The following is a 14,078-nucleotide window of genomic DNA, read 5'->3' as shown; positions in this document are numbered from 1 at the left end:
TGGGCGCGCGGCCTGCACCGGTTGCTTATGGGGTACACGTAACGGGTGTGGCTTGCCCGTCCGCCGGCAGGTTGGCCGGCAGCGCGCCAAGCCGGCATTGCTCGGTGTCGCTCAGTTGCACCACGAGTTCGCTGTCCGGCTGGATCTGCGAGAGATAGGTCACGCCGTGCTCGCCGACGATGCCGATCTCCCTGCCGGTCTTGCGGTCGACCACCGAGGCGCCGAACGGCATGGCCTTGCCGTCCGTGCCGCTCAGGTCGACGAGTGCATTGCGTCCGCGTGCGGTATCGAAATGCACGTAGCCGATGGCGCCGTCGGTCAGCACGAGCCGTTGCACAGGGTTCGTCACCTCCGTGTCGAGCGCGAGCTTGTTGGTGTTCACCTGCGCATAGAAGGTGTCGAATGGCGATATCGAGCCGATCACGGCATAGCCGGCCCCGTTGGTTTTGGCCTGACTCCCGGTCAGCGGCACGCCGGGCACGCCGTCGGTGGACACGAGCAGGCGCGTGTCGCCGTTGTTGCCATTCGAATGAGCGGCAATGCCATGCTTCGTCGCCACGAGCGAGCCATCGAGCTCGAGCGATGCGGCCGCGTACGAATTGACGAGCGTCGAGGCCTGCATGCTGACCTCGTAGGCCGACGTCATCTGGCGCACATTGGCATTGAGAATCGGCCGGCCATCCTGCGAGCCGCCGGATACCGCATAGCTCAGGCCATTGGTATCGCTTCCAGAGAGGCCGGTCGTGACGCTTACGCCACTGCCGGTGCTCGACGACACGTTCGTCGAAACGGTCTGGCGCAAACCGAGCGGAATCGCTGCGGACAGGAAAACCTGCGCGCCGTTGCCGGATGCACCTTGCGTGCGGAACGCGGAGAAGTTCAGATTGATGTTTTTGACCGTCCCGATCGATACCGAGCGCGCGAGCGTGAGCCCGAAGCGATCATCGGACTGGCTGTCCCAGTAGCTCGAATGGTCGTACGACAGAAACGTGGAGACGCCGAAGATCCGCTTCGCGAGCGTCAGCGACAGGCGCTGCTTGCTGCTGTTCAGACCATAGTAGGTCGGGTCGCCGTAGAACTGCTGGAAGGTTGTGTAGTTTCGATCGGAAAAGCGATAGCCGAAAAAGCGCAGATCGGTGTCGAGCGCGTCGAAGTGCTTCGAGTAGTTGAAGCGATAGGACTGGCCGGACTTCTGCTGGCCATTCCACCACATCGTGGCCCTCGATGTCGTCACGTCGACTGACACGGCACCCAGCGCCCCGAGATCCTTACCGACCCCGGCCGCCACCGCCATGTAGTTGTCCGCACCGATTGTGCCGCCATAGATCGTGAAGTCCCTGGGCAAGCCATACGCCATTTCGCCGGTGCCGAAGGTCGGGGTAATGCCGGGGCTGCCGAAGAGGCGTGGCTGCCCGATCGTGAACTTGTAGCGAAGCTCGCCTTCGCGCGCCAGAAACGGGACCGAGGCCGCGATCACGGTGAACTTCTCGACCGAGCCATCTTCTTCCTGCACCGTGACATCGAGCGAGCCCTGAACATTCGCACTGACGTCCTGTATCGCGAAGGCACCCGCGGACACGCGGGTCGTATACAGCACGCGACCTTGCTGCGACACGGTGACGGTCGCATTCGAGTGCGCGACGCCTGTGATCAACGGTGCGTAGCCGCGCATCGAAGGCGGCAGCATCCGGTCGTCGCTCTGGATGGACGCGCCCGTATAGCCGAACGTGTCGAAGATATCCGAGCTCAGGTAGTTGTTGCCGACCGAGACAGTCGAGCGGATACCCGTCAAGGCGCGATAGGCATAGAGACGGTTGATCTGCAGGCTGTTGTTCGAACCGCCGAAGCCGCCATTACCGGAATTGGCCTGCGCCTGATAGTCGGCGCGAAACCGCCACGCGCCCGCATTCGCGCCGAGCGTTCCATAGCTTTGCAGGGAATTGGTCTGGCTTTCGCCGTAGCCCGTGCTGAACTGGCGGTTCGTATTGGCGATGACGTGGTAGTCGAGCATCGCGCCATCGACCCCATCGCTCCAGCGTTCGCGCGGAATATAGTTCGGATCGTCGTACTCGAACGCGATCTGTGGAACGTTGATCTTCAGGCGTGCCGTGCTTTTGTCGTACTTGACGGTGACGCCATCGATCTTTTCCAGATCGACGCACGCGCCGTCGTCGGTGCGCGGCAATGTCTTGAAGAGATCCGGCTTGAGACCGAATCCCTTGATGAGTTCTTCCGGAAGACAGGCGTGGCTCGTGCCGGGCTCGCTGCCCGCGATGAACCGGATCGACTGACGGCCGAAATACTGGTCATTCACTTGCACGTCGAGAAGATAATCGCCCGGCGAGGTGTAACCCGCGCGCGAGAACTGGGTCAGATCAAGGTTCTTCGAGTCGTCAATGTTCAGGAACTGGTCGTTGAATGTGGTCGCATAGGCATGACTGCCTAGCAGCATCGTTGCCAGACACAAGACGGACTTCTTGAGACGGGTGCAAGAGAGATCCTGGTTGCCGGCAGCTGGCGTGGACATGCAGGTCAGCGACTTTTTGTCGGGCACAACCGGTACCTTCTGAAAACGACGTCAATTCGCGGGCGTTAAAAAAGGGGGCGCGCCCCCCTTTTTTTCAGAACCGGGCCAAAGCTTACTGATAACGGACCGTGAAGTTCGCAACGGAGTCAGCCACACCCGGCGTGACCGTTGCTGCGGTGGCTTCGTACATCGCTGCAAACGAAACCGTGTTGTTGCCGTTTTGGATGATCACAGGAGCCTTCTGCTCGCTACCGTTGTCGAGGTATTCGCTGCCCGACTGCAGACGGATGCCCACGTTGCTTGCGGTGCCCGTGGTCGCGAACAGTTGGCTGTTGTTCTGGTCGGTCGTGCCCGTGAACGTGAAGTACGCGTTGTTTGCGGTCGTGGTGTCGCAGTCGGTCAGAACGATGTCGAAATTCTGGGGCGTCGACCGGTCGCCAACCTGCTTGAAGGTGTTGGCCGGAACCTGGCCGAGCGAAACGGTCTGATCGAGCGTGTTGGCGCTGATACCGCAGGCGCCTGCGACGATTTCACCCGTGAAGGTGATTTGACCGGGGTTTCCGGCCGGTGCCGTCTGGGCAAACGCAGAGGAGGAGAGAATGACGAGCGCTGCTGCAGCGAAGAATGCTTTTTTCATTGTGTTTCCTGTATGTCGTTGAATGAGACTATGAAATCATTCATGCACGTGACAGTGCATGCCTGAGCGTGCCGCTGCATGACCGTAGACGTGGTTGAAAATAAGTCATGCTCCAGCGTCGTGAAACATCGAGATTGGTTTCGTGCGGCAAGAACAATGATCTGTTATAGGTACTTAACGCGCAATTTGGAACGATCAGAAAATGAGTTAATTGAATACTGACTGCCGCATTTGAGGAGCCGTCGATATCAGTATTTTTCGGACGCTTTTTTAGTCGACGAGCCTAGGCGGTCAGATTCTGCAATCGGACGCGAGACGGGCAGGAAGAAACGCCTTCACTATGTAGATGACGAGATCCCGAATCGCCATTTCGAAGCCGGGATGAGTCCGCATACTTCGGTTACCCGAAACCGCTCGAAGGCGATTTACCTTTGCGGCAGATCGTGATGATCCGGGCGGTCAACAGCGGTATCAGAACGTTCTGCGGAAATCGAAAGCCCGATTTCGTGTGCGAAGCGGAATAGCTCTGTGTCACGTGAGACGCCCAGTTTGCGCATGGCATTTTGCTTCTGGGCACTGACGGTTTGCTTGGTGCGATTCAGCCGTGCGGCTATTTCGGTAATCGTGATACCCGAGACGTACAGGCGCACGACCTCCGCCTCCCGGCTCGACAGATGCGGAATACGGTTATTGAGCACCTGCATCGGGCCACCTTCGCCGAACGCGTCGTTCAGCGTCGGTGCGTAGAAGGTTGCGCCGGCGTGTACGGCATGAATGGCCGTGATCAGATAGCCGATATCCTTCGACTTGTTGAGTACCGAGTTGATACCCATTTTCCGCATCTCGGCGGCAATGGCAAAATTATCGATTGAAGTGAATACGATGATTTTCACGTCTGGATGGCGTCGACGCAAAAATGACAGCATCGATATGCCGTCCCCATATTCGCCGCCAGGCATGGCGAAATCGGTAATGAGAATGTCGCACGGTACGCGCGACAAAAGATCGACGATTTCTGTCGAGTTATGGGCCGTATCCAGCACGCAGAGGGTGTGGATGCGGGATAATTCGTATTTCAGTCCTGCGATCAGAGCCGGGTGATCGTCGGCAATTATCAGGTTGATTTTCATCACAATCTCGAAGGGTAAGCCGCGTTTGCAAGGTACGCAGAAGTCCCTGTAATGTATCGGCAACCACTGAGCGTGAGTCTCGTACTGACCAGATCTGAGATCGCCAGGCAGTCGGACTGGTCAGAAAAATATCGATTCCCGTCTGATAACGGCATCATTGCGATGCCGGGGCCGGCGTTGGCAGCCGTCGAGACGCAGGAGATTTACGCGGGTGCGCGCCACGTTGCGGTACGCATGCGAAGACCGGGAAAGTGCGAGCAAAAAAACGGCGGCGCGCTTATCAGTTTGCTCAGGATTCCTGCCGGGAGCCGTCGGTCGTGACGGCGAGACCCGATTCGTATGCAAACCGAAACAGATCGGCGTCGCGGTCTATACCAAGCTTGCGCATCGCGCGCGTTTTCTGGGCGCTGATCGTCTGCTTTGTGCGATGCAGTCGGTCGGCGATTTCGCTCACCGACATCCCCGAGACGAAGAGCCGTATAACTTCCGTCTCACGCGTGCTCAACGTCAGCGTGCGCGGGTTCTTCGCGAGGGCGTGACCGGGGAGAGCGTCTTCGGCCTCGCGCTGTGTTGCACGAAAATAGGTGGCTCCGGCATAGACGGCGTGAACCGCTGAGATCAGGTGGCTCGTGTCATGCGTCTTGCCTAGCACCGAATGCACGCCGAGTTTCGCGATTTCGCGTGCGATGGCGGGGTTTTCTATCGTCGTATAGACCACGATCTTGAGCGCCGGCCAGGTTCTGCGCAGATAAGAGAGGAGTGTCAGGCCATCGCCGTACTCGCCGCCGGGCATTGCGTAGTCGGTAATCAGGACATCGCAAGGCTGGCTTCCCAGTATTTTGACTAGCTGACCGGAGTCGGCTGCTTCACCTATGACTTCCAGCGTCGGCACGACAGCCAGATCGTGCTTGATGCCTGAAAGCAACGCCGGATGATCGTCGGCAAGCACAAGACGGATCTTCATTCTACTCATGCCAATCTCCGCGTAGACACGATGGGGCGACGGGCAGCGTCCGACTCAATGTACCAGAAACTGACTCATCCGAATACATCCGGCAACATGACCAGACCTCGGCGGAAAGTCGATGGTTTGCGTTTGACTAGTCTTATATGTGGTGGATTTTTAGCCATATATGTTTGATTTTCAGGGCCTGCTGACCTGGGACCGCCCATGCGTCGCGATAATTGATTCGGTTCGGTGCGCCCACGCAAGCGAGATGCATAAGCGCGTCGTCGATCCATGAAAATCAATCGGTGTCGCCATGTCTTCCAGTACGCAGAATGAGGTCTTGCGCCAGTTACATCGTTACAAGCGATGGCTAATCTTTGGCGGCGGCGTGGTGACCACGCTCATGATGCTCTTCGCGTTTGCGGTCGTGGCATGGTCGACGTTCGTCGAGCACCTGGCCGACGAGCGGCAGGCTTTCCTCGTCGGCCGCAACCTCGTCATGGACGAAATCAATTCGAGCGAACAGCTCTTCCGCTCTGCGCTTGTCGCGGGCCAGCTGGCGTGTCGCGATGAGGATCACGTCGACCCGGCGTTCATCGAACGGTTTGGCAGGAAGGGATACGCGTTCGTGCCTCAGTCGTCGTCCATGTCCGTGCAGCCTTTGTTGTTAGGAATGCATGGCAATCCACCCGCAGACAACCTGCTGCGTCGTTACGTTGGCCTCGCCGCACGCCTGGGAAGTGTAAGCGCGGTCAACACGTTGCTGCGCGGGAAGGCGGCAAACCGCTATTTCATCGGCACGGGGCACGATCTTGCGGGAATCCTGTCTGCGCCGCAGTCCAGTCGCGAGCTGACGACCGGTCCACGTGCCGGGCGTGAGCGCCTGATTGCGACCTTGGGGAGCGGGCTCGACAATCTGAGGGTGCTTTATCCGGGTGAGCGGGCTGACCGGCGCCCACCTGTCACATGGATTCAGCCAACCATGAGTCCACTGACGGGAAAGCCGGCGATTCGCCTCGCCGCGCCGGTCCTGTGTGACGGAGCGCAGGTCGCAACGCTCGTCACCGAATATGCCCCGGAGGTCTTGACCTCGCCTCTGAGCGTCGACAGATTTGACGGCACCTATATGGTCATAACGGGAACAGGAGAAATTGTCGCGAGTACGGCCGGCCAGGCCGTCGATCCCGCGCTCGCGGAACGCATGCAGGTGGCGGCGATAGCGGCGGCAATCAGCAGCCAGCACAGGGTAATCGCGCATGACGGCGCATTCACGATCTCCGATCGGCTTGGCGATACGGGCTGGATCCTTGTCTATGCCATCACGTGGCGCGATGTCATCTCGAGCATCGGTTTTCAGGTGGGCGTTGGCGCGGCGATGACAATCGTGACGGCGACCGTGATGTGGATCTTTCTGATTTACTTCAGGCTACGCATATTCCGCCCCGTGCTTGAGCGATCGCGACGGGTGTTCGAAAGCGAACACCTGAGCCGCACGCTGATCGAGACGGCGCCTGTCGGGCTCGCACTCATCGCTGTGGAGAGCGGCAAGCCGCTGTTACGCAGTCCTGCAATGGTCGATGCGACGACGCGCGTGGACATGTCTGTCCGAACGCTGGCGGAGGAACTGGTGCGTCGCTATCGGCAGCGTCAGGGCACACCGGGCGCAAGCAGCCTCGCGCATGAGGACTGGTCGTTACCCACCCCCGACGGCGGATCGATGGACTTCTCGGTGAGCGTCGTGCCGGCGCGCTATCAGGGACAGGACGTGCTCGTGACGGCGTTCACGGACGTGACGGCGGAAAAGCAGCTCGAGCGTCGACTCCGCGAGGCGAAGCAGATGGCGGACTCGGCCAATGCGGCGAAATCGGCGTTCCTTGCGGCGATGAGCCACGAGATCCGCACGCCACTGAACGCGATCTTGGGGAACCTGGAATTGCTGTCGCATTCGCAGCTTGATGCATTGCAGCGAGACCGGCTGAAGACGGTTCAGACCGCGTCGCAAGGACTGCTTTCGACCGTCAGCGACGTGCTCGATTTTTCGAAGATCGAGGCCGGGGAGATGACGCTGGAGCACATCGCTTTCGACGCGCACGAGGTGGTCGCACGGGCGCTGACGATGTTCGGGCCGGTGGCCCGGGCGAAGGGTATCAGGTTGTCGGGGACGTTCGGGACCGCGCTGACTCAGCCGATGCAGGGCGATCCCACGCGGCTTGGACAGGTGATGAACAATCTGCTTTCGAACGCCATCAAGTTCACGGAGCACGGTGAGGTGAGGCTGCGTTTGTCGGTCGAGGCTGCGGTGTCCGCTGCGGCCGACCAACTTGTCATCGAGGTCCAGGACAGCGGGGTCGGCATGTCGCCGGAGCAGCATGCGTCGCTGTTCCGGGCATTCAGCCAGGCCGATACGACGATCAACCGTCGCTTTGGAGGCACCGGCCTCGGTTTGGCGCTGAGCGCACGGCTGATCGATGCAATGGGCGGCACGATCGCTGTAAGGAGCGCACCGGGTGAAGGGAGCGTGTTCACGGTGTGGGTGCCGCTGGGCAAGACCGCCCGCGGAGTCCGGGTGGACATGCCGCGTTTCGCGGGCGAGCGTGTGCTGCTGCTGGCCCACGCAGACGCGTGGCACGCGTACGCGGTCGCAGCACTCCAGGCATGGGGGCTGACCGTGCGGGCGTATCGACATCCGGCGCAAATCGATCTGGCGACGCTGGAGGGAGCGGACACGTTGATTCTCTGCGGCGAGCGCGATACGTGGCACGAGGATGACGAGCGCCGCCTCGTGGAAGAGGCGGCGTGGACCATCGACTGCAACAGCGAAGGTCCGGCCCGCCCCGTTGCGACGGGCGGCGAGGTGAGTGTGTCCTGCTACGGGCTGAAGGGGCTTGCGACGGCATTACGGTACACGTTGAAAGGCGAACCGCTCGAGACGGGCGAGGAGACCCGGCGAGTGTTCTTGCGCACTCTAAAGGTGCTGGTGGCAGAGGATAACGCGGTAAACCAGCGCCTTTTCAAAGAGCAGTTCAAGGTGCTGGGTTGTGAAACGCATCTGGCAGAAGATGGGCAACGTGCGCTGGAATGTCTCGAGCGCGAGCGCTTCGACGTGCTGGTGACGGATCTGGCGATGCCGCTGATGGACGGCTATGCGCTGGCCAGCGAAGCGCGCTCGCGCTGGCCGGAAATGCCGGTAGTCGCCGCGACCGCCGATGCGACGCCAGGGGAACGCGCGAGGTGCGCGGCCGCGGGCATCATGCGGGTGGTCAACAAGCCGCTGCAGCTCGCCGATCTGGTGGCGACGCTGTCGGCAGTGACCGGCGTACCCGGTGCAGCCGTGGAAACGGGCACGAGCGGGGGACGGCGTACCGGGATGCTGGGTGGCCGGGCACTGCCCGCGCATATGCTGGAGGCATTCCTGAAGTCGCGCGAAGGTTCGCTGGCGGCAATCGATGCCGCCTACGATACCGGTAACGAGGCGGAGGTGCTGGCGCAGCTGCATTCGCTGCGCGGTGCGCTGAACGTGTTCGGATACGAGGAACTGGCCGATCAGCAGGCTGAACTGGAGGCGCGAATCAAGCGGGATGGCCTCGACGCTGTCGCGAAGAGGGAGTTCGTTGCAATTGTTCACGCCGTCGAGCGAGCCGAGACATGGGGCGTCGGTTAGCAAGGGCTTCTGCCGGTAAGCGTGGCGTCGCGCTCGGTGTGTAGACTTTCACGAGCAACGGCAAGTTGATCATCAAGCCTTCGGCCCCGACCACCGCGTCAGGCACGTTTTCTGCAGGCGCGGGCGTCGCGTTTGTTTGCCAGAAAGCCGCTGCGGTTGGCGCTGCCTGCCGCGGGCAATTCCTCTTTCGCTGTTTCGTCATGCAGCGGATAATCAAGCGGCCACCTCGCATGTAAGGCACTTCAAGGACGAGGCGTCCGGTCCAAGCGTCAACGCCTCTGGAGCCTATGACCCGATCCGCGCAAGGCAATGTGCTAGACCGCTTTCGCCACTACCAACACCTGTTGATGTTTGGCGGCGGGGCAGTGATCACGATGGTCGTGCTGGCTGCGTTCGCCATCAACGTGGTGTCCATCCTGAATGCCTATTTCACCCTCCAGCACAGTGAAGTGCTGCTCAATGAGCAGGAAGTTTCAAGCCTGTACTTGCGCTACTTCACGAACATGCAGAACTCCATCCGGCTCCTCGAAATTGCGTGGCGGGCCAATGAGCAAGCCGCGCCGGCCCTTGTTCAGCGATTCAACGAAAACGGTCAGATGCTTCGTGTGCAACAGGCGCCAGATCACGTGCCCGTGATCATTGCCGGCACCTCGCCCGTGAGCCCGCCTGTAGCGATAGTCGGTCGGTACATCAGGCTTGCTGAGCTGACCAGCGATGGATTGATGGTGATGGCGGAGCGAAACGGCGGCGTTTTGAATTCATGGCTGTACAGCCCCGACTATGGTCTCGTGCTGATGGTGGCAACGTCGTCGTCTGGCGATGCGCAATTGGGCACTCTGCTTTCTGATCGCGGTCGGCTTGTCGCCACGCTGACCGGCTCCCGCGGCGATCGTCTGGTGCCGGAAGGTGCACCTTTACGTGATCCGCGTACGGGGGGGCGTGCGCTTCGCTGGTTGCCTCTCTCACAAGGCGCTTTGAGTGGCTTGCCGTCGATTCGAGTTGCAGCGACCGTGTTCGACGGCAGCAAGAAGCCGTTCGGGGTCGTCGTTTCCGAGATTCCCGTTGCCGTTGTGACATCCTCGCTAGGAAAGGTCAGCTTCGATGGCTCGCTGTTGCTTTTCGCGCGCGACGGCCAGGTGATCGCTTCGAGCGGCGAACAGGCGAACGACCCGGCGACCTTACGCGTCTCTCGCTCGCTGGGTATGGAGAACATCGCCCGGGCCACCGGGGCTGTCTATCGAGACGGCCATGTGCTATTTGGCTGGCCACTCTCCGACACGGGCGCAACGCTTGTCTTCGTCGAGTCGTGGCGCGCCGTCGCGAGAGGTATCAGTGGCTCGGTTGCCCAATCGGCAGTGACAACAGGTGCCATCATCCTGGTGGTGTGGACGCTTCTCCTGTTGTTCAATCGGCGCGTTTTCCAGCCGGTTCTGATGCGCTCGAAGCAGGTATTCGAGAGCGAGCAATTGAGCCGTACGCTGGTCGAGACGGCACCGGTCGGGCTGGAGCTGATCGCCGTGGACAGTGGCGAGGCGCTGTTGAGCAGCCCGACAATGATCGATACGGCCTCACAACTGCTCGCGCCGGCGTCGGCCTTGTCGGCGGAACTGGTTCGACGACACCAGGAAGCCGGCGGGCGGGGCGGTGCGAAAAACGTCACGCGGGAGGCGCTGACGTTGCCCACGCGTGAAGGCGGCGAGTTGAATCTCTCGGTGAGTATCGCACCGGCGCGCTACGGCGGGCAGGATGTGCTGGTGACGGCATTCACGGACGTCACGGCGGAAAAAAACCTCGCGCGTCAATTGCAGGAGGCAAAACACGCATCCGACTCGGCGAACGCGGCGAAATCGGCGTTCCTCGCGGCGATGAGCCACGAGATCCGTACGCCGCTGAACGCGATCCTGGGAAATCTGGAGTTGCTGTCGCACTCGCAGCTTGATGCATTGCAGCGTGACCGGCTGAAGACAATCCGCGGCTCGTCGGACGGGCTGCTTGCGATCGTCAGCAACGTGCTGGACTTCTCGAAGATCGAGGCCGGCGAGATGACGCTGGAGCACATCGTGTTCGACGCGCAGGAGGTAGCGTCGCAGGCACTGGCGATATTCGGGCCATTGGCCCGCGCGAAGGGCGTGATGCTGACAGGTGAGTTCGGCACCTCGGCGACGCGGCCGATACGGGGCGATCCGACGCGGCTCGATCAGGTATTGAACAACTTGCTGGCGAATGCCATCAAGTTCACGGAGCAGGGCGAGGTGATGCTGCGGCTGGCAATACAGCCGGACAAGCGCGTTCAACCTGGCCGCGACAGTCAACTGCTGGTGATCGAGGTGGAAGACAGCGGGATTGGCATGTCACCCGAGCAGCAGGTGAACCTGTTCCAGGCGTTCACTCAGGTCGATGCGACGATCAGCCGTCGTTTTGGCGGCACGGGATTGGGGCTTGCATTGTGCGCGCGGCTCGTGCATGCGATGGGCGGGACGATCACGGTGCGTAGTGAGCCTGACGCGGGTAGTGTGTTTACGGTGCTGTTGCCGCTCGGCGACTGCGAAAGCATGCCGGCGCCAGACATGCCTCAGTTCGCAGACGAATTGGTGCTGTTTGTAGCGGATGCCGACGCTTGGCACGCCTACGCGGTCGCGGCGATGGAGGCATGGGGGCTCAAGGTGGAGGCGTACCGGCATCCGGCGCAACTCGATCCGGAGAAGGTGGCGGCGGCGGACACGCTGATTCTATGCGGCGACCGAGGGACCTGGCATGCGGACGAAGAGTGCGAGCTGCTCGAAGAGTCGTCCTGGGTGATCGACTGCAGTCCAGACGGCCCAGCCAGTCCCGTCGCCACGGGACAGGTGGTGAAGGTATCGAGCTACGGCCTGAAGGGACTGGCGGCGGCGCTGCGGTACACGGTACAGGATGAACCACTGGAGGTCGGCACGCAGACGCAGAGGGTGCTGTCGCGTCGGCTGAAAGTGCTGGTTGCGGAAGACAACGCAGTGAACCGGCAGTTGTTTGAAGAGCAGTTACAGTTGCTCGGTTGCGAGCCTCATCTGGCGGAAGATGGACAGCAGGCGCTGGAATGTCTGTCGCGGGGGCGCTTCGACGTGCTCGTGACGGATCTGGCGATGCCCGTGGTGGACGGCTATGAGCTCGCGATCGCGGTGCAGGCGCGCTGGCCTGAGATGCCGATCGTCGCAGCGACGGCGAGCGCGACGCTGGAAGAGCGAGCCCGATGTGAGGCGGTGGGGATAACGCGACTGGTGACCAAACCGTTGCAGCTCGATGTGCTGTCGGCGACGCTCTCGGAGGTCACCGGGGTGCCGGGTATGCCGGTGCAGGCGGGTGGCCGCGAGGGTGAGCGTGATGGCGTGCTGGGTGGGCGGACCGTACCGGATCACGTGCGTTCGACGTTCCTGAGGTCATGTGAGGCGTCGCTGGCCGCGCTCCATGCAGCGTCCGACGCGGGCGACGCCGCCCGGATACTCGCTGAGCTACATTCCCTTCGAGGTGCGCTCAGGGTGTTCGGCTACGACGCGCTTGCAGAGCGGTGCGCCCAGATGCAGGACACGATATCGAAGGAGGGCGTCGCGGCGGCGCTGGCCGCACTCGATGGGCTCGACGATCAATTGCGCGCCCGTGTCCTCGCGGACGGGATCAATTTACGCGACATCCTCGCTCGTATCCTCGAGCTTGCAGAGCGGCCAGAACGCGCCGACGCACTCCTGAAAATCGTTCATCTTATTCGTATGGCCTTGCGGCCCATTGATCTGCACGACGCGGCGGAGGCGACTAGTGACAAGGCTTGAGTGGATAAATATAATTCGTCGAATTATATGGTATGTAGTGCGAATTGAATAAAGTGAAGTGTATCGAGTTCGATCATGCAGATACGGCTCTTAACGGTTGTATTCCTTTTCACAAACGCCATTGCGACCGCACAAACGTTGGGTGGACACCCGTTCGTTCCACCATATCAAAGCGCCGTCACCGCATCGGGATTCTGGTCTTACCGCCCACCAACAAGGAACTTCATCGCGCTCGGACGCGGCGCCCACCGGGATGAGCCGTGTTCAGATCAGAATGTTTATCCGCTGGGCGGCCTCTCCTTTGAAATGACATGCCCGCACTGGGACGCGTTGAACAGTCGGAGATGGCGAACTGGCGATGTCCGCGACATCCACGAAGCCTTTAAGGAGGAATTTCATTCGCAATGAATACGCGGACGTTTGGCTAATGGGAGCGCATCGTTCTTGCAATAAGCATCATTCAACGGTCGCGCTCCAGGTTCGCGACCGTTTCCGCAACCGCAAGAAACGTCTGCACAATACCCCGCTTACGCTGGCTATGAAGGCAAACTACCGAATCGACATTGCAGCCGCGTAGCTCCTCGACCGGGATGGCAACGGTTCGCGTGCCTGCGGGAATCTCGCGCTCAAGCACGAAGCCAATGCCGAGGCCTTGCCTGACCGCTTCCAGCACGGCCTCCCGACTACCCAGTTTCATTGCCGTCGGGAGCGAGACTTTCGCGCGCCGCAAGGCTTCGTCGACCAGCCGCTGGGTATTGGAGCCCGCCTCCCGGCGGATCACGGAATACGCGCGAAGATCGGCAACGCTCACGCTTTTGGCCGCTGCGAGCGGGTGGCGCTTCGGCACGAGCACCCGCATGTCCTGTTGCGCGACGGGAATCGCCATTACCCGGGTATCGCTTTTGACATTGCCGATGACGGCCGCGTCAACGCGATACGCCAGCAGATCGTCCCAGACCTCACGCTGACTTCCGAACGAGACCGATAGTTCGATGTCCGGATACTGCGCACGAAAAGCGGCCACCACTTGCAGGATTACCTGGGGGCCGTCAGCAGCGAGCTTGAGGCTGCCGTGCCGGAACAGAGTCGCCTGGCTCACCATGTCCTCGATCTGCTCTTCCACCGCAAACATCTGCCGGGTCAATTCAAAGAGCGGCTTCGCGGCATCGGTTAGAGAAGCGCCTTCGGCCGTGCGGACAAAGAGAGCCTGCTTGCAATCTTCTTCCAGATTGCGAATCTGCGCTGTGATGGCCGGTTGTGTCAGGCCTAGAAGACTCGCTGCCTTCGAGAAACTCCCTTCCCGGGCGACAGCGTCGAATGCCCTGAGCTGGAAATAGCGCATTGCCATCGCGAACCTCGACCCATCAATTTCAA

Annotated in this window: 8 protein-coding genes; 3 read left to right on the top strand and 5 right to left on the bottom strand. The window is 60.9% G+C overall.

Going from position 1 to position 14,078, the window contains the following annotated elements:
• Positions 1 to 25 precede the first annotated feature (25 nt).
• From U5760_RS17520 to U5760_RS17505, 4 genes are all read right to left on the bottom strand, one after another.
• Positions 26 to 2,452: a fimbria/pilus outer membrane usher protein gene (locus U5760_RS17520; protein ID WP_415914129.1), complete on the bottom strand. Its 2,427-nt coding sequence runs from the start codon at positions 2,450 to 2,452 to the stop codon at positions 26 to 28.
• A 187-nt stretch (positions 2,453 to 2,639) separates the two neighbouring features.
• The gene (locus U5760_RS17515; protein ID WP_322013506.1) at positions 2,640 to 3,164 is read right to left on the bottom strand and encodes a fimbrial protein; all 525 of its coding nucleotides are present in this window, start codon (positions 3,162 to 3,164) and stop codon (positions 2,640 to 2,642) included.
• Between the two features lie 425 nt (positions 3,165 to 3,589).
• Positions 3,590 to 4,294: a response regulator transcription factor gene (locus U5760_RS17510; RefSeq protein ID WP_322013505.1), complete on the bottom strand. Its 705-nt coding sequence runs from the start codon at positions 4,292 to 4,294 to the stop codon at positions 3,590 to 3,592.
• 289 nt (positions 4,295 to 4,583) lie between these two features.
• The gene (locus U5760_RS17505; RefSeq protein ID WP_322013504.1) at positions 4,584 to 5,267 is read right to left on the bottom strand and encodes a response regulator transcription factor; all 684 of its coding nucleotides are present in this window, start codon (positions 5,265 to 5,267) and stop codon (positions 4,584 to 4,586) included.
• A 289-nt stretch (positions 5,268 to 5,556) separates the two neighbouring features.
• Here U5760_RS17505 and U5760_RS17500 point away from each other — a divergent pair, with 289 nt between their 5' ends.
• The 3 genes from U5760_RS17500 to U5760_RS17490 all read left to right on the top strand — a co-directional run bounded on the left by U5760_RS17500 (position 5,557) and on the right by U5760_RS17490 (position 13,112).
• Positions 5,557 to 8,904, top strand: coding sequence for an ATP-binding protein (locus U5760_RS17500; RefSeq protein ID WP_322013503.1), 3,348 nt, complete (start codon positions 5,557 to 5,559; stop codon positions 8,902 to 8,904).
• A 287-nt stretch (positions 8,905 to 9,191) separates the two neighbouring features.
• On the top strand, positions 9,192 to 12,704 hold the full coding sequence (locus U5760_RS17495) for an ATP-binding protein (protein ID WP_322013502.1): 3,513 nt from the start codon (positions 9,192 to 9,194) through the stop codon (positions 12,702 to 12,704).
• Positions 12,705 to 12,779: 75 nt separating this feature from the next.
• Positions 12,780 to 13,112 carry a hypothetical protein gene (locus U5760_RS17490; RefSeq protein WP_322013501.1) on the top strand — a complete coding sequence of 111 codons (333 nt, stop codon included), beginning with the start codon at positions 12,780 to 12,782 and terminating at the stop codon, positions 13,110 to 13,112.
• 52 nt (positions 13,113 to 13,164) lie between these two features.
• On the opposite strand, the gene U5760_RS17485 is transcribed toward U5760_RS17490, so the two are convergent.
• Positions 13,165 to 14,052, bottom strand: a complete 888-nt coding sequence (locus U5760_RS17485; protein ID WP_322013500.1) for a LysR family transcriptional regulator — start codon at positions 14,050 to 14,052, stop codon at positions 13,165 to 13,167.
• Positions 14,053 to 14,078: the final 26 nt, after the last annotated feature.

This window comes from Paraburkholderia sp. J12 (assembly GCF_905220215.1).
GTDB lineage: Bacteria > Pseudomonadota > Gammaproteobacteria > Burkholderiales > Burkholderiaceae > Paraburkholderia.
The sequence above is the reverse complement of the archived record's forward strand: the minus strand, read 5'-3'. Positions and strand labels throughout refer to the sequence as shown.

What these genes read in the sequence shown, in the direction of transcription:
- U5760_RS17520 (WP_415914129.1), bottom strand. Translation starts at nt 2,452, where the DNA reads ATGCTGCTAGGCAGTCATGCCTATGCGACCACATTCAACGACCAGTTC.
- U5760_RS17515 (WP_322013506.1), bottom strand. Translation starts at nt 3,164, where the DNA reads ATGAAAAAAGCATTCTTCGCTGCAGCAGCGCTCGTCATTCTCTCCTCC.
- U5760_RS17510 (WP_322013505.1), bottom strand. Translation starts at nt 4,294, where the DNA reads ATGAAAATCAACCTGATAATTGCCGACGATCACCCGGCTCTGATCGCA.
- U5760_RS17505 (WP_322013504.1), bottom strand. Translation starts at nt 5,267, where the DNA reads ATGAGTAGAATGAAGATCCGTCTTGTGCTTGCCGACGATCATCCGGCG.
- U5760_RS17500 (WP_322013503.1), top strand. Translation starts at nt 5,557, where the DNA reads ATGTCTTCCAGTACGCAGAATGAGGTCTTGCGCCAGTTACATCGTTAC.
- U5760_RS17495 (WP_322013502.1), top strand. Translation starts at nt 9,192, where the DNA reads ATGACCCGATCCGCGCAAGGCAATGTGCTAGACCGCTTTCGCCACTAC.
- U5760_RS17490 (WP_322013501.1), top strand. Translation starts at nt 12,780, where the DNA reads ATGCAGATACGGCTCTTAACGGTTGTATTCCTTTTCACAAACGCCATT.
- U5760_RS17485 (WP_322013500.1), bottom strand. Translation starts at nt 14,052, where the DNA reads ATGGCAATGCGCTATTTCCAGCTCAGGGCATTCGACGCTGTCGCCCGG.